Annotated in this window: 17 protein-coding genes; 5 read left to right on the forward strand and 12 right to left on the reverse strand. The window is 70.3% G+C overall.

What is annotated here, in order from left to right; genetic code table 11:
- Positions 1 to 62: 62 nt before the first annotated feature.
- Positions 63 to 1541 carry an MFS transporter gene (locus HY68_RS07380; RefSeq protein WP_041995365.1) on the reverse strand — a complete coding sequence of 493 codons (1479 nt, stop codon included), beginning with the start codon at positions 1539 to 1541 and terminating at the stop codon, positions 63 to 65.
- Positions 1542 to 1655: 114 nt separating this feature from the next.
- On the opposite strand from HY68_RS07380, the gene HY68_RS07385 reads away from it, so the two are divergent.
- Positions 1656 to 2132, forward strand: a complete 477-nt coding sequence (locus HY68_RS07385; RefSeq protein WP_041985885.1) for a helix-turn-helix domain-containing protein — start codon at positions 1656 to 1658, stop codon at positions 2130 to 2132.
- On the opposite strand, the gene HY68_RS07390 is transcribed toward HY68_RS07385, so the two are convergent.
- The gene (locus tag HY68_RS07390) at positions 2133 to 3050 is read right to left on the reverse strand and encodes an SDR family oxidoreductase (RefSeq protein WP_041985888.1); all 918 of its coding nucleotides are present in this window, start codon (positions 3048 to 3050) and stop codon (positions 2133 to 2135) included.
- A 121-nt stretch (positions 3051 to 3171) separates the two neighbouring features.
- Between HY68_RS07390 and HY68_RS07395 the strand changes: the two genes are divergently transcribed.
- Complete coding sequence (locus tag HY68_RS07395) at positions 3172 to 3780, forward strand: TetR family transcriptional regulator (protein WP_041985891.1); 609 nt, start codon at positions 3172 to 3174, stop codon at positions 3778 to 3780.
- 200 nt (positions 3781 to 3980) lie between these two features.
- Positions 3981 to 5300 (forward strand): M28 family peptidase, encoded by a 1320-nt coding sequence (locus HY68_RS07400; RefSeq protein ID WP_041985894.1) that lies wholly within the window; start codon positions 3981 to 3983, stop codon positions 5298 to 5300.
- A gap of 54 nt (positions 5301 to 5354) precedes the next feature.
- On the opposite strand, the gene HY68_RS07405 is transcribed toward HY68_RS07400, so the two are convergent.
- The 4 genes from HY68_RS07405 to HY68_RS07420 all read right to left on the reverse strand — a co-directional run bounded on the left by HY68_RS07405 (position 5355) and on the right by HY68_RS07420 (position 9921).
- Positions 5355 to 6284, reverse strand: coding sequence for an ABC transporter permease (locus HY68_RS07405; RefSeq protein ID WP_078863471.1), 930 nt, complete (start codon positions 6282 to 6284; stop codon positions 5355 to 5357).
- Positions 6271 to 7209 carry an ABC transporter ATP-binding protein gene (locus HY68_RS07410; RefSeq protein WP_041985897.1) on the reverse strand — a complete coding sequence of 313 codons (939 nt, stop codon included), beginning with the start codon at positions 7207 to 7209 and terminating at the stop codon, positions 6271 to 6273. The genes HY68_RS07405 and HY68_RS07410 overlap by 14 nt, the downstream gene beginning before the upstream one ends.
- A gap of 142 nt (positions 7210 to 7351) precedes the next feature.
- Positions 7352 to 8587: an outer membrane lipoprotein carrier protein LolA gene (locus tag HY68_RS07415; RefSeq protein WP_041985901.1), complete on the reverse strand. Its 1236-nt coding sequence runs from the start codon at positions 8585 to 8587 to the stop codon at positions 7352 to 7354.
- Between the two features lie 323 nt (positions 8588 to 8910).
- On the reverse strand, positions 8911 to 9921 hold the full coding sequence (locus HY68_RS07420) for a polyprenyl synthetase family protein (protein WP_041985903.1): 1011 nt from the start codon (positions 9919 to 9921) through the stop codon (positions 8911 to 8913).
- A 311-nt stretch (positions 9922 to 10232) separates the two neighbouring features.
- On the opposite strand from HY68_RS07420, the gene HY68_RS07425 reads away from it, so the two are divergent.
- Positions 10233 to 12233 carry a CocE/NonD family hydrolase gene (locus tag HY68_RS07425; RefSeq protein ID WP_041985905.1) on the forward strand — a complete coding sequence of 667 codons (2001 nt, stop codon included), beginning with the start codon at positions 10233 to 10235 and terminating at the stop codon, positions 12231 to 12233.
- Between the two features lie 120 nt (positions 12234 to 12353).
- Positions 12354 to 13571, forward strand: coding sequence for a fumarylacetoacetase (fahA, locus tag HY68_RS07430; protein WP_041985908.1), 1218 nt, complete (start codon positions 12354 to 12356; stop codon positions 13569 to 13571).
- A 119-nt stretch (positions 13572 to 13690) separates the two neighbouring features.
- Here fahA and nuoN read toward each other — a convergent pair whose 3' ends face one another.
- The 6 genes from nuoN to nuoI are packed head-to-tail and all read right to left on the reverse strand — an operon-like array spanning position 13691 to position 20567.
- The gene (gene nuoN / locus HY68_RS07435) at positions 13691 to 15343 is read right to left on the reverse strand and encodes an NADH-quinone oxidoreductase subunit NuoN (RefSeq protein WP_041985911.1); all 1653 of its coding nucleotides are present in this window, start codon (positions 15341 to 15343) and stop codon (positions 13691 to 13693) included.
- On the reverse strand, positions 15340 to 16917 hold the full coding sequence (locus HY68_RS07440) for an NADH-quinone oxidoreductase subunit M (RefSeq protein ID WP_041995369.1): 1578 nt from the start codon (positions 16915 to 16917) through the stop codon (positions 15340 to 15342). Before HY68_RS07440 ends, nuoN begins: the two co-directional genes overlap by 4 nt.
- Before the next feature lie 5 nt (positions 16918 to 16922).
- The gene (gene nuoL, locus HY68_RS07445) at positions 16923 to 18818 is read right to left on the reverse strand and encodes an NADH-quinone oxidoreductase subunit L (protein ID WP_041985914.1); all 1896 of its coding nucleotides are present in this window, start codon (positions 18816 to 18818) and stop codon (positions 16923 to 16925) included.
- A 14-nt stretch (positions 18819 to 18832) separates the two neighbouring features.
- Entirely contained in the window at positions 18833 to 19132 is a 300-nt protein-coding gene (gene nuoK, locus HY68_RS07450; RefSeq protein ID WP_041985918.1) for an NADH-quinone oxidoreductase subunit NuoK, read from the reverse strand.
- Positions 19129 to 19956 (reverse strand): NADH-quinone oxidoreductase subunit J, encoded by an 828-nt coding sequence (locus tag HY68_RS07455; protein WP_041985921.1) that lies wholly within the window; start codon positions 19954 to 19956, stop codon positions 19129 to 19131. Before HY68_RS07455 ends, nuoK begins: the two co-directional genes overlap by 4 nt.
- Positions 19953 to 20567, reverse strand: a complete 615-nt coding sequence (gene nuoI, locus HY68_RS07460) for an NADH-quinone oxidoreductase subunit NuoI (protein ID WP_041985924.1) — start codon at positions 20565 to 20567, stop codon at positions 19953 to 19955. The genes HY68_RS07455 and nuoI overlap by 4 nt, the downstream gene beginning before the upstream one ends.
- Positions 20568 to 20597 lie beyond the last annotated feature (30 nt).

Raw genomic sequence — 20597 nt, forward strand, 5'->3', positions numbered from 1 at the left:
CGACCGGGACGGCCGGCAGGCCGAGGCGCCCCGGCTCCCGCAGGCGCCCTGACCGACCGCCGTCACCGCACCGGTTCGGCGCTGCGCGCCGCAGGCAGCGCGTCAGCTGTCCGGCCGGGCTTCCCGCCGGGCTTCCGGCCGGACTTCCCGCCGGGCTTCCGGCCGAGCAGCCCCGACAGCGTGATCAGCGCACCCAGCACCACCATCACGAGCGGCACCGTCAGCGCCGTACGGAACGCGGCCGTCCGCGCCTCGGCCGAGCCGTCCGTACCGCTGACGGCGATGCCGTACACCGCGGCGACGGCGGAGATACCGACCGCCGAGCCGAACTGGATCGCGGTGTTCAGCAGCCCGCCCGCCAGGCCCTGTTCCTCCGCCGCCACCCCGTCCGTCGCCGCGATGGTCAGCGGCCCGTACGCCAGCGCGAACGCGACCCCGGTCAGGATCAGGGTCGGGAACATCGCCGCGTACGACCAGTCGAGGCCGACCGGCAGGAACAGCCCGTACGAGACGATCCCGAGCAGGAAACCGCCGAGTATCACCCGGGCGTTGCCGAAGCGGTTCACCAGACGCGGCGTCAGGGTCGGGGCGAGGACCGCGTCACAGCCCATGATCACCAGGGCGAGCGCGGTCTCCAGGGACGACCAGCCGCGCAGTTCCTGGAGGTAGAGCGTGACGACGAACTGGAAGCCGAAGAACGAGCCGACGAAGAGCAGCGCCCCGAGATCGGCCCTGACCATCGCCGCCCTGCGGAAGATCCCGAGCCGTACGAGCGGGGCGGCGGCGCGGCGCTCGATCACGACGAAGAGCCCGAGCAGCAGCAGCCCCGCGGCGAAGACACCGGCGGTGCGGAGCCAGTCCTCCGTGCCGTGCTCCAGCCGCACGATCCCGTACGCCAGCAGCAGCATCGCCCCGGCCGCAGCGGTGGCGCCGGGCAGATCGAAGCCGCGCTTCCCGGTCTCCTCCCCCGTGGGCGCCGGGGGCTCCTCGCGTGGCAGTACGCGGAAGGCCGCGACGAGCAGCGCGCCCGCCAGCAGTACCGGGGCGAAGAAGACCCAGCGCCAGCCGAGTTCGGTCAACAGCCCGCCGATGACGAGGCCGAGCGAGAACCCGCCGGCGCCCGTGCCCGCGAAGACCAGCAGGGCCTTGTTGCGCTGCGGTCCCTCCGCGTAGGAGGTGGTGATGATCGACAGCGCCGCCGGGGTCATGAAGGCGGCGGCGACACCGGTGGCGAAGCGGGCGACGACCAGCATCCAGCCCTCGCCCGCGAAGCCGCCGAGGCCCGAGAAGAGCAGGAAGACCGTCAGCGCGACGAGGAACGTCCGGCGCCGGCCGAGCAGATCGGCGGTACGGCCGCCGAGCAGGGTGAACCCGGCGTAGCCGAGCACGTACCCGCTCATCACCCAGGCGGCCGTGTCGGTCGTCAGGGCCAGGTCGGACCTGATCGAGGGGATCGCCACGGCGAGCATCGCGATGTCGATGCCCTCCAGGAAGATCGTCCCGCAGAGGACGAGTAACAGCGCCCAGGCGCGTGCGGACATGACGGGCGGCGCTGCGGACACGGACGGCATGGCGGTCTCCTCGCAAGGCGGTTACCGGACCGACTGTCGGTTCCTTCTTGTAACCACTGGAATCCTGCGGCACCATGACGTGTCATGGAAGAAGGCACTTTGAAGTCACCGAGTAACTGCGCGAGCACCGCCCAGTCCGACGGCTACGGAGACACCGATCCCTTCCAGTGGGACGCCCGGGAGGACTGCGAGGTACGGCAGATCCTGGACCGGGTGGCCGACAAGTGGTCGCTGCTGGTCATCGCACTGCTCGAACACCGGAGGCTGCGCTTCACCGAGCTGCGGCGGGAGATCGACGGCATCAGCCAGCGCATGCTGACCGTCACCCTGCGCCAGCTGGAGCGCGACGGCCTGGTCGAGCGGACGGTCCACCCGGTGGTGCCGCCGCGGGTGGAGTACGAGCTGACGGCGCTCGGCGGGACGTTGCACACGACCATCCGCGCGCTGGTCAGCTGGACCGAGGAGCACCAGTCGGAGATCGCGGCGGCGCGGGCCGCCTACGACACGCGGGCGGCCGAGGCCGCGGCCGAAGCCGCCGCCCCGGCGCGCACCACGCCCTGACTACGCGGTCGGGGCCGCGAAGTAGTGCCCCTTGTCGAGGTCGGCGATGAGTCCGGGCCGCGTCGGCTGCCAGCCGAGCAGTTCCCGGGTCAGCTCGTTCGACGCCGGGCTGTCGAGCCCGACGAAGTCGGCCATCCAGCTGAAGTGCCCGGCCGCGTCCTCGTCGGAGACCTGGGCCACCGGCAGGTCGAGGTGGCGGCCGATGACCTCGGCGATGTCGCGCATCCGCACGCCCTCGTCGGCCGCCCCGTGCAGCGCGGACCCGGCGGGGGCCTTCTCCAGCGCCAGCCGGAAGAGCACCGCTGCGTCGAGCCTCGGCACCGCTGACCAGCGGCTGGATCCGTCGCCGAGGTAACCGGCGACGCCCTTGTCGCGCGCGATGCCGATCAGGCTCGGCAGGAAGCCGTTGTCGCCCTCGCCGTGCACCGTCGGGGACAGCCGTACGACGGACGAGCGGACGCCCCGTGCGGCGAGACCCCGGGTGAGCTGCGCGTTGGCCGAACGGCCCGACGTGGGGGACGAGTCGACGACCGGCTCGTCCCGTTCGGTCGCCACCCGGCCGGGTGCGAGACCGAGGAGCCCGCCGGCGATGACGAAGGGCTTGTCGGAACCCTCCAGCGCGTCGCCGAACGTCTCGATGGCGGCGCGGTCCGCGTCGGTGGCGCCCTTGAAGTCGCCGGTGAAGGCGATGTCGTGCTTGAACGCGAGGTGGATCACGCCGTCGGAAGCGGCGGCTCCGTCGCGCAGGACGTCGAGATCGTCGATGGTGCCGCGGCGCACCTCGGCGCCGGCGGCGGCGAGAGCGTCGGCCGAGGCGTCCGAGCGGGCGAGCCCGACGACCTGATGGCCGGCGCCGATGAGTTCGGGTACGACGGCGGAACCGATCCAGCCGGACGCGCCGGTGACGAAAACACGCATGGGAAACCTCCAGGTAGCTCGGCCGCCCTGCCGTGAGGCTCACGCCAGGACCACCGATGTCAGTCGCTGTCATCAACCGTAACACCCGATGTCAGTGACTGCCATCGCGTAGGATCAACACATGAGTCGATGGGAGCCCAACGCGAGCAAGCGGCTCGGGGAAGCCGCGATGGAGCTCTACAGCGAGCGCGGATTCGAGCAGACCACCGTGGCCGAGATCGCCAAGCGGGCCGGTCTCACGGAGCGGACGTTCTTCCGGTACTTCGCCGACAAGCGCGAGGTGCTGTTCGCGGGCGCCGGAGAGCTGCAGGACCTGTTCGTCAGCACGCTCGCGGGCGCACCGGACACCGCGACGCCCGTCGAGGCGATGACCGAGGCGCTCGAAGCGGCCGGTGCGCGGTTCCAGGACCACCGGCCGTTCTCCCAGCAGCGCCAGGCGATCGTCGCCGCCAACGCGGAACTCCAGGAACGCGAGCTGATCAAGCTCGCCCGGCTGTCCAGGGCGCTCGCCGACACCTACCGCGCACGCGGCCTCGCCGAACCGGAGGCGAGCCTGGCGGCGGAGGCGTGCGTCGCCGTCTTCAAGATCGCCTTCGAACGCTGGGTCGACGAGACCAACGAGCGCGGTCTGACGGAGCTGATGCGGGAGTCGCTCGACGCGCTGAAAGCCGTCACATCGGCCGCGGACTCGCCCGCATCGCCCGTGACGCCCGTGACGTCGGCGAACTGACCGTATGTCCGTTGAGCGAACAGGCGTGACCGGTTTGCGCTCTTGACGGTCGCGGGGGCCGTCATCGACCATTCAGCACGCACAACCCGCTCACAGCTCACGCACAGCGCAGCACCAACTCCAGCGCCTCACGCCGCAAACGGTGTGGGGCGCCTCGCACGTTCCGTTCCCATCCCCCGTTCGGAATCCGGAGCCCCCACATGAAGCGTTCCGTGCGCAACAGCGCCGTGGCAGCGGCGGCAGCCCTCGCCGGGCTGCTCGCCTTCACCGTCCCCGCAGCCTCCGCCGCCCCCGTCGCGGCACCCGCCCCCGTCGTACTGGCCGCCCCCGACATACCCCTGGCCAACGTCAAGGCGCACCTCTCCCAGTTCCAGTCGATCGCCACCGCCAACGGCGGCAACCGCGCCCATGGCCGCGCCGGTTACCAGGCCTCCGTCACCTACGTGCAGGGCAAGCTGAACGCGGCCGGATTCACCACGTCCGTCCAGCAGTTCACCTCGGGCGGCGCCACCGGCTACAACCTGATAGCCGACTGGCCGGGCGGCGACACGAATCAGGTTGTCATGGCCGGGTCACACCTCGACTCCGTGGCCGCGGGACCCGGCATCAACGACAACGGTTCCGGCTCCGCCGCCGTGCTGGAGACCGCGCTCGCCGTCTCCCGGGCGCAGCTCCAGCCCACAAAACATCTGAGATTCGCCTGGTGGGGCGCCGAGGAGCTGGGGCTCGTCGGGTCGCAGTACTACGTCAGCCATCTCGCCGCCGCCGACCGGACGAAGATCAGCGGCTATCTGAACTTCGACATGATCGGCTCGCCCAACCCGGGCTATTTCGTCTACGACGACGACCCCGTCATCGAGCAGACCTTCAAGGACTACTACGCGGGTCTCGGCATAGCGACGGAGATCGAGACCGAGGGGGACGGCCGCTCCGACCACTCGCCGTTCAAGAACGCGGGCGTCCCGGTCGGCGGCCTGTTCAGCGGCGCCGACTACATCAAGACGGCGGCGCAGACGCAGAAGTGGGGCGGTACGACGGGCCGGGCCTTCGACGCCTGCTACCACCGCTCGTGCGACACCCTGACGAACGTGGACGACACGGCGCTCGACCGCAACAGCGACGCCATCGCCTACGCGGTCTGGACGCTCTCGGCCGGCGGCACCGTCCCCTCGGGCACCGTCTTCGAGAACCTGGCCGACGTCACCGTGCCGGACAACGGTGCGGCCGTCACGTCGTCGGTCACCGTCTCGGGCCGTACGGGCAACGCGCCCTCCGCGCTCAAGGTGGGCGTCGACATCAAGCACACCTTCCGGGGCGACCTGGTGGTGGACCTGGTCGCACCCGACGGGACCGCCTACCGGCTGAAGAGTTCCAGCAGCAGCGACTCGGCGGACAACGTCACCACCACGTACACGGTGAACGCGTCGAGCGAGGTCGCCAACGGCGTCTGGAAGCTGCGGGTCCAGGATGTCGCGGCGCAGGACACGGGCTACATCAACAGCTGGCGGCTCACCTTCTGAGCGAGCGTTGACGCGTCGAGGACATCACGGCCCGGCCAGGGTCTCGGCCAGGCCTCAGGCCGTGATGTCCTTCGTCGTGAAGCGGGCCCAGGCCGCCGAGCCGAAGACCGCCGCGTACACCGCCTGGATGCCGAGGTTCTTGCCGATGTCGGTCCAGTAGACCGGCTCGCGCAGCACGTCCGAGAACGACAGCCAGTAGTGCGAGAAGAGATACGGCTGGATCCCGTGCAGCTGCGGGATGGTGTCGAGGATCTGGAGGGTGATGACCAGGCCGACCGTCGTGGCCATCGCCGCGATACCGCTGTTGGTGACGGTCGAGACGAACAGGCCGAGCGCCGCGAGCCCGATCAGCGAGGCGGTGACCAGCACGGCGATGAACAGGGCGCGGGCCAGCCCTTCGCCGAAGGAGATCCGGGTGCCCGAGATCGTGGTGACCTCGCCCAGCGGGAACAGCAGCGCCCCGACCACCAGGGCGGAGACCGCCACGATCAGGGTCGCCACCAGACAGAACGTCAGCGTCGTGGCGTACTTGGCGAGCAGCAGTCTGGTGCGGCCCGCGGGGGCGACCAGCAGGTAGCGCAGGGTGCCCGCGCTCGCCTCGCCCGCGATCGAGTCACCCGCCACCACCCCGATCGTCATGGGCAGGAAGACCGGCAGGGTCACCGCGAGCGCGGCGAAGACCAGGAACAGCCCGTTGTTGGTGATCTGGGTGAGGAAGGCGGGCCCGTCACCACCGCCGCCCGCCGTGCCGCCGTCGTCCGTCTGGATCTTCACGGCGATCCCGATGAGGACCGGTACGGCGCCCAGCACCGCCAGCAGCGCGAGCGTGCGCCAGCGCCGGAAGGTCGTGGTCAGCTCGGAGCGGAACAGCCCCAGGGTCCAGCGCAGCCGGGGCGCACCGCCCGCAGGACGCGCGGCAGGTACGTCCTTGTCAGCCACGTCCGCTCCGGACACGTCCGTACCGACCGTCTCAGCCCGCGACATCGAAGCCCTCCCCGGTCAGCGCCATGAAGGCGTCCTCGAGCGAGGCCCGTTCGACGCCGAACGACCTGACCCGCACCCCGGCCCGTACGAGCGCGGCGTTGAGGTCCGCCAGCTCCACATCGGCCGTGGGCAGTTCGCCGGTCACCCGGTCGTCCGTCACCGAGACATCCGTGACGCCCTGCTCCTTGAGCAGCCGCGCCGCGTCGGCGGGGTCGGGCGTACTCACGACGAGCCGGCCGCGCGTGCCTGCCGCGAGGTCGGCCACCGGGCCCTGGGTGATCAGCCGGCCCTGCGCCATCACGGCCGCGTGCGTGCAGACCTGCTCGATCTCGTCCAGCAGGTGCGAGGAGAGGAAGACGGTCGTGCTGTCGGCAGCCAGCTCCCGTACCAATGTCCTGATCTCGCGCATGCCCTGCGGGTCGAGACCGTTCGTCGGTTCGTCCAGGACGAGCAGCCTGCGCGGCTGGAGCAGGGCGGCGGCGATACCGAGCCGCTGCTTCATGCCCAGCGAGTACGCCTTGGCCTTCTTGGCCGCGGCGGCCGTCAGCCCGACCCGGTCCAGCGCCGCGTCGACCCGGGCACCCCGGCTGCGGGGGTCGGCGGTCGGGTCGGCCGAGTCGTACCGTACGAGATTGTCGCGGCCGCTCAGGAAGCCGTACGGGGCCGGCCCCTCGATCAGCGCGCCCACCTGCGGCAGGACGCCGCGGGCGGCGCGCGGCATGGGGCGGCCGAGCAGCGTCGCCGAGCCCGCTGTCGGCTCGATCAGGCCGAGCAGCATCCGGATGGTGGTGGTCTTGCCCGAGCCGTTGGGGCCGAGGAAGCCGAAGACGCTGCCCGCGGGGACCGCCAGGTCGAGGTGGTCGACGGCGAGCTGGCCGCCGCGGTAGCGCTTGGTGAGCCCGCTCGTCTCGATGACGGATGCCATCTCGCTCCCCCGTTCTGTCGGTCGGCGGACGCGGGGTGGGGTGCCGGGTCCCGCGCAGGGTGCCGATTCAGGAACGGACGCGGGCCGCTCAGCGTTCCGCCCCGCCGTAGGACCACTACGGCGGGGCGGCGCCACTGTCCTGCTACTTGGCGCTGTCGGCCGCCTTGACCAGCGCGTCCTTCGTCACCGCTCCGACGTAGACCCTGCCGTCTTCCGTCATCAGCGCGTTGACGACGCGGGTGTGGAACACGGTGCCGGAACCGAACTTGCCCGACACCTTGTCGCCCAGCGAGTCCAGGAAGCCCTGGGCTTCCTTGGGCAGGTCCTTCGAGCCCGCCGCCGGAGCGCCCTCGCCCGCCGGCAGCTTCAGCTCGGCGATCGACGTCCAGCCCTTGCCGATGACCTTCACGCCACCGCCCGAGGGGACCCCGGGCACGGCCGGCTTCGGCTGGTCCTTGCGCGGACCGCTCTCCGTCACCTTCGCGCCCTTCGGCGCCTTGAAGTCGAACGTCGAAGCGGCAGGCTTGCCGAAGTCGACCTTCGTGAAGCCGACGTCGAGGACGGCCTTGCCGCCGCCGCTCGGGGCGAGCGTGAACTTGAGCGGGGTGCCGGTCTTCGCATCGACGGCGACCCTCACCGAATCGACCGTGGAACCGGCCTGCTTGGGCTTGATGACCAGCGTGTACGCGTCGCGCCCCGCGATCTGCGCCGTGTCCCCGACACTGACCGACGTCGTGCCGGCCGACGCCTTGAGCGCCTGCTCGGCGAACTCCTTCGGCGTCGTCGGCAGCTCGGTGCCCTTCGGCAGCTGCGGCGCCTTGCCCTTGGGGGCGTCGCCCTTCGGCGCCTGCCGGGTGGCGTGGAACGCCTGGTTGGTCGCGCTGTCGTAGCCCCACACCTGGTCGCCGTTGTGGATCAGGCTGTACTCGGCGGCGTTCTCCAGGATCGAGACGCGCTGCTTGTCGGGGCCGTCGGCGGCGACCCGCAGGGTGTGGGTGCCGGAGCTGAGCTCCAGTGCCTTGGTGCTCGGGTCGGCCGACGAGCCCTTGGCGTCGTCACCGCCGCCCCTGGGGGCCAACGCCCCGCCCGCCGCACCACCGAGGCCGGCCAGTGACGGCAGACCCAGATCCGTGGTGATCTTCACCGAGCCCGAGAGCTGCTGGGTGTCGGATGCGGCGATCTTCTCGATGAGTTCCTGAGCGGTGATCTTCGGCAGATCCGGACTGCCGTTGGCCGCGAGAGCCGGGACCAGTCCGATGGTCGCGGCAGCCACGCCGGCGACCGCGACCGGAACCACGTACCGCACCGTCTTGCTCCGGCGGTGCGAGACGAAGGCTCCGGCCTCGTCGGTGGTCTGTGCGCTGTCGTTCGGTGCCATGTGTTGCCCTACCTCCGTGGTCGGCGGCCTTCCGTGCACTGCACTCGTCCACTCCCCGCCGCCATTCTCACCCGAATTGGTCAGGAGTGCTGTTGTTCATCTGACCAAATCGGCCACGGTGAAGCGTCAGACCGCAGGCGCAACTTCCCGTACCCCGCTGGGATGAGACAGGGACATGACGGGGCCCCCGTCCAGTAGGGGACGGGGTGCGGGACGCTGCCAAGGAATCCACCGGGAGAGTGAGGCGGATCACAGGATTCCGCCGACCGGGCGAAGCCGGCCGCCGGCCGGCCCGACGGAGCGTCAGCCGGCCCGACAGGTCGTCAGCCTGCGCGGTGGACGACCACGTCGCACAGCTCGACGAGCGCCGACTTGGCGTACCCCTCGGGCAGCGGGGCGAGCGCGCCGCGGGCCGCCTCCGCGTACCGGACGGTGTCCCGGCGCGCCTGTTCCAGGGCGGGGTGGGCACGCAGCCTGCGCAGCGCCTCTGCGAGGCCCGCGTCGTCCGACAGATCGCCGTCGAGCAGCCGGACCAGCTCCAGGTCGGCGGGCCTGCCGTGCTTCTCGGCCTCGGCGCGCAGCAGCAGGACGGGCAGCGTCGGGATGCCCTCGCGCAGGTCCGTGCCCGGGGTCTTGCCGGACTCGTGGCTGTCGCTGGCGATGTCGAGGACGTCGTCGGCGAGCTGGAAGGCGACACCGAGCCGTTCGCCGTACTGGGTGAGGATGTCGACCACGGTCTCGTCGGCGCCCGACATCAGCGCGCCGAACCGCCCGGAGACGGCGAACAGCGCGCCGGTCTTGCCCGAGAGCACGTCCAGGTAGTGGCCGACCGGGTCGCGCCCGTCGCGCGGTCCCGCCGTCTCCAGGATCTGTCCGGTGACCAGCCGCTCGAACGCCTCGGCCTGGATCCGGACGGCCTCGGGGCCGAGGTCGGCGAGGATGTGCGAGGCGCGGGCGAAGAGGAAGTCGCCGGTCAGCACGGCGACGGAGTTGCCCCAGCGGGTGTTGGCGCTGTCCACGCCGCGCCGCACGTCGGCCTCGTCCATCACGTCGTCGTGGTACAGCGTCGCGAGGTGGGTCAGCTCGACGACGACGGCTGACGGCACGACACCCGGCGCGTAGGGGTCGCCGAACTGCGCGGCGAGCATCACCAGCAACGGCCGGAATCGTTTGCCGCCGGCCCGCACCAGGTGCTGGGCCGCCTCGGTGATGAAGGGCACCTCGCTCTTGGTGGCATCGAGCAGCCCCGCCTCGACGGCCGACAATCCGGTCTGGACATCGGCCTCAAGAGCCTGGTCCCGCACGCTCAGCCCGAACGGCCCGACGACGGTCACGAGGGGTACTCCTGTCTGCTGACGATCAAACGAAATGTCGATGTGTCGGTGTCTTCACTCAAGTCAGCGTATCCGGTCGCCTTTCGATCACCATGGGCGGCTTCCCGGCGCCCCCCGGATGCTCGTGATCAGTCGTACGACGCGAAGTAGCTCTTTTGTCCGAAGCCACGGCCGACACCGAAGGGTACGGAGAAAAGCCGCCCCCACGCGACGATCATGCCCTCTCCGGCCGCCCAGGAGAACTCCTGACGCAGCCGGACCCCGCCGAGGCCGCCGCGCGCTTTGTGCGCCGCTCCAGGAAGGTGAGCGGTATGTCCCCCACGATCCGCACCGACTTCCCGTACGACACGGTCCACGAGGACGTGCGTGTCCCGCTGCCCGACGGCACACGGCTGTACGCGCGGATCTGGCGTCCGGTCACCGAGCGGCCCGTGCCCGCGCTGCTGGAGTACCTGCCCTGCCGGCTGAGCGACTGGACGGCGCCGGTCGACCGGCAGCGGCACCCCTGGTACGCGGGCCACGGCTACGCGTCCGTACGCGTCGACGTACGCGGGCACGGCAACAGTGAGGGGATGCCGGGCGACGAGTACGACGCGACGGAGCTGGCCGACGGGGTCGCGGTCGTCAACTGGCTCGCCGCCCAGGACTGGTGCACCGGACGGGTCGGCATGTTCGGGATCTCCTGGGGCGGCTTCAACTCGCTCCAGCTCGCCGCCCTCGCGCCCGAGCCGCTGAAGGCCGTCGTCACGGTCTGCTCGTCCGACGACCGCTACGACAACGACGTCCACTACCTGGGCGGCTCGGTCCTCGCCGTCGACATGCACGCCTGGGCGGCGACGACGCTGGCCTTCGTCTGCCGGCCGCCGGACCCGGCCGGGGCGGGCGACGACTGGCGGGAGATGTGGCTCAAACGCCTCGAAGCCGTCGAGCCGGGCGTCCACACCTGGCTGGCCCACCAGACCAGGGACAGCTACTGGAAGCACGGCAGCGTCTGCGAGGACTACGGCGCCGTCGAGGCGGCCGTGCTCGCCGTCGGCGGCTGGCACGACCCGTACCGGGACACCGTGCTGCGGCTGGTCGAACACCTCGACCAGGACCGGGTACGGGGCATCATCGGACCCTGGTCGCACCAGTACCCGGACCAGGGGCTGCCGCCGGGGCCGGCGATCGGCTTCCTCCAGGAGACGCTGCGCTGGTGGGACCACCATCTGAAGGGCGTCGACAACGGGGTCATGGCCGAGCCGCTGCTGCGCACCTGGATCAGCGCCTCGCACCCGCCGGCGACGCTCTACCCCGAGCTGCCGGGGTACTGGGCCGCCGAGACGAGCTGGCCGTCGCCGAACGTCGTGCCGGTGCCGTACGCCTTCCAGGGCGAGCCCGTCGTGGTGGACTCCCCGCACCAGACGGGCCTGGACGCCGGGCGCTTCGCCCCTTCGGGCAACGACGCCGACCTGCCGCCGGACCAACGCGACGAGGACGCCAAGTCGGCCTGCTTCGAGTTCCCCGTCACCGGCGGCTCCATCGAGGTGCTGGGCAGGCCGCGCGTGACGCTGCGGCTGCGGATGGACGCCCCGGCGGGCCAGGCCGTCGCCCGGCTCTGCGACGTGGCGCCGGACGGCTCGTCCACCCTGGTCACCCGGGGCGCCCTCAACCTCTCCGCCAGGCACGGCAGGGACCGGGTCGAGCCGTGGCCGGAGGGCGCCACCGAGGACGTCACCTTCGAACTGGGTGGCATCGGCCACACCTTCCCGCCGGGCCACCGCATCCGGCTCGCCGTCTCGTCCGCGTACTGGCCGTGGATCTGGCCGCAGGCGAACTCGGCGGGCTTCACCCTCGATCCGGTGGGCTCCTCGCTCCACCTGCCCGTACGCAGGCCCGCACCGCAGGACCCGGTCAGCTTCGAACCGGCCGAGCAGGCCGAGCCGCTCGGCGTCGTGCGTCCGGTCACGCTCGACGAACAGCGCCCGGAACGGCTGGTGATCAGGGACGTGGCCCAGGGCACCTGGCGGCTGGAGACGGACCCGCGCCCCGGCGGCACCCGGGTCTACCCCGACGGCCTGGAGCTCACCGAGGAGGCGCTGGAGACGTACACGATCCAGGAGAGCGACCCGCTGTCCGCGCATGCCGAGTCCGAGTGGACGGTACGGCTGCACCGGCCCGACATCGGCTGGGACGCGCTGGTCGAGACGCACTCCGAGATCAGCTGCGACGCCGACGACTTCATCACGTCGGACGAGGTGATCTGCCGCGACGGTGACGAGATCGTCTTCCACCGCACCTGGGAGAAACGCGTCCCGCGCACCGCGGGCTGACCGAACGGGCAGCGCCGCAGCAGCCGCCACTTTCCGGTCATTACGGGCACGTATTTCGCTGCCGCCGGCCGTCGGCGGACACGTAACGTGTCCTGCATCGACAGGAAGCGAGGCGGCACCATGCCCGAGCACAGCCCGCTCGAACCTGCCGAAGGCGATCCCTTCGGCCCGCACAATCTGCCGTACGGCGTGTTCTCCACCCCCGACGACCCGGGTCACCGCCGGGTCGGGGTCCGTATCGGCGATGCGGTGCTCGACGCGGGAGCCGCCGCTCAGGCCCTGGGCTCCCCGTACGCCGCGCTGCTCGCGAGGCCCAGCCTCAACCCGCTGATGGCGGCCGGGCGTACGGCCTGGCGCGACGTCCGCAGGGCCCTCACCGCGTGGGTGACGGTCCCCGCGCACCGCCCCGACATAGAGCCGCTGCTGCACCCGCTCGGCTCGGTGACGCTGCACCTGCCGTACGAGGTCGCCGACTACGTCGACTTCTACGCCAGCGAGGAGCACGCCACCAACGTCGGCAAGATCTTCCGCCCGGACGGGCTCGCGCTGCCGGTCAACTGGAAGCACCTGCCGATCGGTTACCACGGCAGGGCCGGCACGGTCGTCGTCTCGGGCACCGACGTGAAGCGGCCCTCGGGCCAGCGCAAGGCGCCCGCCGACCCGGCGCCGGTCTTCGGGCCCTCCGTGAAGCTGGACATCGAGGCGGAGGTCGCCTTCGTCGTCGGCGTGCCGTCCGAGCAGGGCGGCCCGGTCGATCTCGCCTCCTTCCGCGACCATGTCTTCGGGCTCTCGCTCCTCAACGACTGGTCGGCGCGCGACATCCAGGCGTGGGAGTACGTACCGCTCGGCCCGTTCCTCGGGAAGTCCTTCGCCACCTCCGTCTCCGCGTGGGTGACGCCGCTGGAGGCCCTGGACGCGGCCCGGGTGGCGCCCGCGCCCCGTACGGAGCCGCTGCTGCCGTATCTCGACGACACGGACGAGGAGGAGCCGGGCGGCTTCGACCTGCGGATGTCCGTGGCGCTCAACGGGCAGCTGATCTCCGAGCCGCCGTTCTCCGCCATGTACTGGACGGCGGCGCAGCAGTTGGCCCATATGACGGTCAACGGCGCCTCGCTGCGCACCGGCGACGTCTTCGCCTCGGGCACGGTCAGCGGCAGCGGCCGTGCGCAGCGCGGCTCGCTGCTGGAGCTGACCTGGAACGGCAGTGAGCCGCTCGAACTGCCCGGCGGCAGGCGCGCGTTCCTGGAGGACGGCGACGAGGTCACGATCACGGCCTGGGCGCCGGGACCCGACGGGACACGGGTGGGTCTGGGCGAGGTGACCGGACGGATCGTCTGAGCGCCCCCGTTCGTCCGGACACCCCTGTACGGACATGACGAAGGCCCGGCCCCCCCCAGGGCGAATTCCAGGGGGCGCCGGGCCTTCGACGTACGCGCCGCGAGGCGCGCTGTGCGGCGCTACCGCACGAACGTCCCCGCCTGGCCGGCCAGATCCAGGAAGTACTGCGGGGCGATGCCCAGCACGACCGTGACGGCGACGCCGAACGCGATCGTCGTCATCGTCAGCGGTGAGGGAACGGCGACCGTCGGGCCGTCGGCCTTCGGCTCGCTGAAGAACATCACCACGATGACCCGGATGTAGAAGAACGCGGCGATCGCCGAGGAGATCACACCGACCACGACGAGGCCGGAGGCCCCGCCGTCGGCCGCCGCCTTGAACACCGCGAACTTCCCCGAGAACCCGGAGGTCAGCGGGATACCGGCGAAGGCCAGCAGGAAGACGGCGAAGACCGCGGCCACCAGGGGTGAACGTCTGCCGAGCCCGGCCCACTTCGACAGATGCGTCGCCTCGCCCCCCGCGTCCCGCACGAGCGTCACGACGGCGAAAGCGCCGACCGTCACGAACGAGTACGCGCCGAGGTAGAAGAGGACCGACGAGACACCGTCGGGCGTCGAGGCGATCACACCGGCCAGGATGAAGCCGGCGTGCGCGATCGAGGAGTACGCCAGCAGCCGCTTGATGTCGGTCTGGGTGATGGCGACGATCGCACCGCCCAGCATCGTGACGATGGCGATGGCCCACATGACCGGGCGCCAGTCCCAGCGCAGCCCCGGCAGGACCACGTAGAGCAGCCGCAGCAGCGCGCCGAAGGCGGCCACCTTGGTCGCGGCGGCCATGAAGCCGGTGACCGGCGTCGGGGCGCCCTGGTAGACGTCCGGGGTCCACATGTGGAACGGGACGGCGCCGACCTTGAAGAGCAGCCCCATCAGGATCATCGCGCCGCCGATGAGCAGCAGCGCGTCGTTGCCCATCGTGCTCGCCAGCGCCGGGTCGACGTTGGTGACCGTGCCGTCCACGACCTCCGCGATGCGGGAGTACGAGACGGAGCCCGCGTACCCGTACAGCAGGGCGATGCCGAACAGCAGGAACGCCGAGGAGAAGGCGCCCAGCAGGAAGTACTTGACGGCCGCTTCCTGCGACATCAGCCGCTTGCGGCGGGCGAGGGCGCAGAGCAGGTACAGCGGGAGGGAGAAGACCTCCAGCGCGACGAAGAGCGTCAGCAGGTCGTTGGCCGCGGGGAAGACCAGCATGCCGGCCACGGCGAACAGGACCAGCGGGAACACCTCGGTGGTGGTGAACCCGGCCTTGACCGCGGCCTTCTCGCTGTCGCTGCCCGGGGTCGAGGCGGCCTGGGCGACGAAGGAGTCGGTGCGGTTGCCGTGCGCCTCGGGGTCGAGCTTGCGCTCGGCGAAGGTGAACACGGCGGCGATGGCCGTCAGCAGGATCGTGCCCTGCAGGAACAGCGCCGGGCCGTCCACGGCGATGGCGCCCATGGCCGCGATGTGCGCCTTCGTCGTGCCGTAATGGCCGGCCGCGAGCGCGACCACGGCGGCGAAGGCGGCCGCCAGGGCGACCACGGTGAGGAAGACCTGCGCGTAGTAGCGCGCCTTCCGCGGCAGGAACGCCTCGAAGAGGATGCCCACCAGCGCGGCGCCCAGGACGATGAGCACCGGGGTCAGCTGCGTGTACTCAATGGTCGGGGCCGGGATCTTGTCGATCGAGTCGGCCGCCGTCGTTGTCCACAGGCTGTGGACAGCTGTCGCACTCACGGAGCGGCCTCCACCTCGGGCTTGGGATCGGTCTTGTGAACGTCGGACATGGTGTGGTTCACCGCCGGGTTGATGATCTCGGTCAGCGGCTTCGGGTAGACGCCCAGGAAGAGCAGCAGGGCGATCAGCGGGGTCACCACGACGAGTTCGCGGATCTTCAGGTCCGCCATGCCCTGGACCGACGCCTTCACCGGGCCCGTCATCGTGCGCTGGTAGAGCACGAGCACGTAGAGCGCGGCGAGCACGATGCCGATGGTGGCGATGATGCCGATCACCGGATACCTGCTGAACGTGCCGACCAGGACCAGGAATTCACTGACGAACGGGGAGAGCCCCGGCAGCGAGAGGGTGGCGAGACCGCCGATCAGGAAGGTGCCGGCCAGGACCGGGGCGACCTTCTGCACCCCCCCGTAGTCCGCGATGAGCCGCGAGCCGCGCCGCGAGATCAGGAAGCCGGCCACCAGCATCAGCGCGGCCGTCGAGATCCCGTGGTTGACCATGTAGAGCGTGGCGCCCGACTGGCCCTGACTGGTCATCGCGAAGATGCCCATGATGATGAAGCCGAAGTGCGAGATCGAGGCGTAGGCGATCAGCCGCTTGATGTCCCGCTGGCCGACGGCGAGCAGCGCGCCGTAGACGATGCTGATCAGCGCGAGCACCAGGATCACCGGGGTCGCCCACTTGGACGCCTCGGGGAACAGCCCCAGGCAGTAGCGCAGCATCGCGAACGTGCCGACCTTGTCGACCACGGCGGTGATCAGGACGGCGACGGGCGCCGTCGACTCCCCCATGGCGTTGGGCAGCCAGGTGTGCAGCGGCCACAGCGGCGCCTTCACGGCGAAGGCGAAGAAGAAGCCGAGGAACAGCCAGCGCTCGGTGCTGGTCGCCATGGACAGACTGCCGTTGGCCCGCGCCTCGACGATCTCGGAGAGCGAGAACGTACCGGCGACGACGTAGACGCCGATGACGGCGGCCAGCATGAGCAGCCCGCCGACCAGGTTGTAGAGGAGGAACTTCACTGCCGCGTACGACCGCTGGGTCGCCGCCGCCTCGTCCCCGCCCGCGTGCGCCCGGTCGCCGAAGCCCCCGATGAGGAAGTACATCGGGATGAGCATCGCTTCGAAGAGGATGTAGAAGAGGAAGACGTCGGTGGCCTCGAAGGAGAGGATCACCATCGCCTCGACCATCAGGATCAGCGCGAAGAAGCCCTGGGTGGGTCGCCAGCGGCGGTTGGGCGCCGCGTCCTCCAGCGGGTCGGCGTCATGCCAGCCGGCCAGTATCACGAACGGGATCAGCAGCGCGGTGAGCGCCATGAGCGCCACCCCGATGCCGTCCACGCCCAGTTCGTACCGGACGCCGAAGTCCTTGATCCAGGCGTGCGACTCGACCAGCTGGTAGCGGTCGCCGCCCGGCTCGAACCGGACGAGCACGACGGCCGCCAGGGCGAGCGTGGCGAGCGAGAAGAGCAGCGCCAGCCACTTGGCCGCGGTGCGCCGGGCGGCCGGGACGGCTGCCGTGGCGATGGCGCCGACCGCGGGAAGCGCGGCCGTCACCGTGAGAAAGGGGAACGACATGTCCGTCACACCGCCCTCATCAGCAGGGTCGCGGCGATGATCACTGCCGTACCTCCGAACATCGAGACCGCATAGGAGCGGGCGTAGCCGTTCTGCAGCTTGCGCAGCCGGCCGGAGAGCCCGCCGAACGACGCCGCGGTGCCGTTGACCACCCCGTCGACCAGCGTGTGGTCGACGTACACCAGCGAGCGGGTGAGGTGCTCGCCGCCGCGGACCAGGACCACATGGTTGAAGTCGTCCTGGAGGAGATCGCGGCGGGCGGCGCGGGTGACGAGCGAGCCGCGCGGCGCGAGCGCCGGTACGGGCCTGCGCCCGTACATCAGCCAGGCGATACCGGCGCCGACGACCAGCAGCACGAGCGTCGCCGTGGTGACGGCGGCCGCGCTGACCGGGGAGTCGCCCTCGCTGTGCCCGGTGACGGGCTCCAGCCAGTGCAGGAACCGGCTGCCGACGGAGAAGAAGGCACCGGCGCCGACCGAGCCGACCGCCAGGACGATCATGGGGACCGTCATGGACTTCGGCGACTCGTGCGGATGCGGCTCATGGCCTTCGGCGTCGGGCTGCCAGCGCTTCTCGCCGAAGAACGTCATCAGCATCACGCGCGTCATGTAGAAGGCGGTGACCCCGGCGCCCAGCAGGGTGACGGCGCCGAGGATCCAGCCCTCGGTGCCACCCTTGGCGAAGGCCGCCTCGATGATCTTGTCCTTGGAGAAGAAGCCGGAGAGTCCGGGGAAGCCGATGATCGCCAGATAGCCGAGGCCGAAGGTGACGAAGGTGATCGGCATCTTGCGCCACAGGCCCCCGTACTTCCTCATGTCGACCTCGTCGTTCATGCCGTGCATGACCGATCCGGCGCCGAGGAAGAGACCGGCCTTGAAGAAGCCGTGCGTCACCAGGTGCATGATCGCGAAGACATAGCCGATCGGGCCGAGCCCGGCCGCCAGGATCATGTAGCCGATCTGCGACATCGTCGAACCCGCGAGGGCCTTCTTGATGTCGTCCTTCGCGCAACCGACGATCGCACCGAAGAGGAGCGTCACGGCGCCGACGACCACGACCACCACCTGGGCGTTCGGGGCCGCGTTGAAGATGACTCCGGAGCGGGTGATCAGGTAGACGCCCGCCGTCACCATCGTCGCCGCGTGGATCAGGGCCGAGACCGGGGTCGGGCCCTCCATCGCGTCACCGAGCCAGGACTGCAGCGGCACCTGGGCCGACTTGCCGCAGGCGGCCAGCAGCAGCATCAGGCCGATCGCCGTCAGCTTGCCCTCGGTCGCGTTGTCGGCGGCGGCGAAGACCGGGCCGAAGGCGAAGGTGCCGAAGGTGGTGAACATCAGCATGATCGCGATCGACAGGCCCATGTCGCCGACCCTGTTGACCAGGAACGCCTTCTTGGCCGCCGTGGCCGCGCTGGGCTTGTGCTGCCAGAAACCGATCAGCAGGTACGAGGCGAGACCGACGCCCTCCCAGCCGACGTACAGCAGCAGGAAGTTGTCCGCGAGGACGAGGATCAGCATCGCCGCGAGGAACAGGTTCAGATAGCCGAAGAAGCGGCGGCGCCGCTCGTCGTGCTCCATGTACCCGACGGAGTAGATGTGGATCAGGGTGCCCACACCCGTGATCAGCAGCACGAACGTCATCGACAGCTGGTCGAGCTGGAAGCCGACGTCCGCCTGGAAGCCGTCGACCGGGATCCAGCTGAACAGGTGCTGGTGCAGGGCCCGGTCGTCCGCGTTCTTGCCGAGCATGTCCGTGAACAGCACGGCGCCGATCACGAAGGAGGCGGCTGCCAGCACCGTACCGAGCCAGTGGCCAAGACGGTCGAACCGGCGGCCGCCGACCAGCAGGACGGCAGCTCCGAGCAGGGGCGCCGCGACGAGCAGCGCAATCAAGTTCTCCACGATTCAGCGACCCCTCAGAGCTTCATCAGGCTGGCGTCGTCGACCGAGGCCGAGTGGCGGGAACGGAACAGCGACACGATGATCGCGAGCCCGACCACGACCTCCGCGGCGGCGACGACCATCGTGAAGAAGGCGATGATCTGGCCGTCCAGATTGCCGTGCAGCCGGGAGAACGCGACGAACGCGAGGTTGCAGGCGTTGAGCATCAGCTCCACGCACATGAACACCACGATCGCGTTCCGCCGGATCAGCACACCCGCCGCACCGATGGTGAACAACAGGGACGCGAGATAGAGGTAGTAGACCGGACTCATCGCGTGACCTCCTCCTCGTCGTGGTTGTCACGGCCGAGCCGCTCCTTCGAGCGCTGCTCCAGCGCCTTCAGGTCGGCGATGGCCTCGTTGGACACGTCGCGGATCTGGCCGCGGCCCCTGAGTGTCTTGTTGACGGTCAGCTCGGACGGTGTGCCGTCGGGCAGCAGCCCGGCGATGTCCACCGCGTTGTGCCGGGCGTAGACACCAGGCGCCGGCAGCGGCGGGAGCTGCTTGCTGCGGATGCGGTCCTCGGACATCTCCCGCTGGGTCTTGGCCCGTTCGGTGCGCTCCTTGTGCGTGAGCACCATCGCGCCGACGGCCGCGGTGATCAGCAGCGCGCCGGTGATCTCGAAAGCGAAGACGTACTTGGTGAAGATCAGCCGGGCCAGCCCCTGCACGTTCCCGCCGGCGTTCGCGCCGCCGGTGCCCGCCCAGGTCTTCAGCGAGGCGTTGGCGATGCCGACGATCAGCAGGATGCCGAAGCCGAGCCCGCAGACCACGGCCCACACGCGCTGGCCCTTGATGGTCTCGGTCAGCGAGTCGGCCGCTGTCACGCCGACCAGCATCACGACGAAGAGGAACAGCATCATGATCGCGCCGGTGTAGACGACGATCTGCACGATGCCGAGGAAATAGGCCCCGTTGGCCATGTAGAAGACCGCGAGGATGATCATCGTCCCCGCCAGGCACAGCGCGCTGTGCACGGCCTTGCGCATCAGCACCGTACAGAGCGCGCCGATCACGGCGACGATGCCGAGGATCCAGAACTGGACCGCCTCGCCGGTCGAGGTGGTGGAGGCGGCAGCGGCGATGGTGGCGTTCATGAGCGGGCCTCCTCACCGGAAGCCGACTCGCCCTTGCTCACGGCGACCTGACGGACCGTGTCGGGCGCGGCCTCCGTCACCAGACCCCGGTAGTAGTCCTGCTCGTCGGTGCCCGGGAAGATCGAGTGCGGCGACTCGACCATGCCCTCCTCAAGACCCGAGAGCAGCTGCTCCTTGGTGTAGATCAGGTTCTCGCGCGAACTGTCGGCCAGCTCGAACTCGTTGGTCATCGTGAGCGCCCGGGTGGGGCACGCCTCGATGCACAGCCCGCAGAGAATGCAGCGCGCGTAGTTGATCTGGTAGACGCGGCCGTACCGCTCGCCCGGGGAGTAGCGCTCCTCCTCGGTGTTGTCAGCGCCCTCCACATAGATCGCGTCCGCCGGGCACGCCCAGGCGCACAGCTCACAGCCGATGCACTTCTCCAGGCCGTCCGGATGCCGGTTGAGCTGGTGACGGCCGTGGAAGCGCGGCGCTGTCACCTTCTGCTGCTCGGGATACTGCTCCGTCAGCCGCTTCTTGAACATGGCCTTGAAGGTCACGCCGAAGCCGGCCACAGGATTCCGGGGGGCGCTCGGGGTCCCCCCCTGCGAAGACTCGTCAGACACCGCCATCCTCCTTTCCGTCACTCTCAGTTCCGTCAC

It is taken from the genome of Streptomyces sp. AcH 505, from assembly GCF_000818175.1.
Classification (GTDB): domain Bacteria; phylum Actinomycetota; class Actinomycetes; order Streptomycetales; family Streptomycetaceae; genus Streptomyces.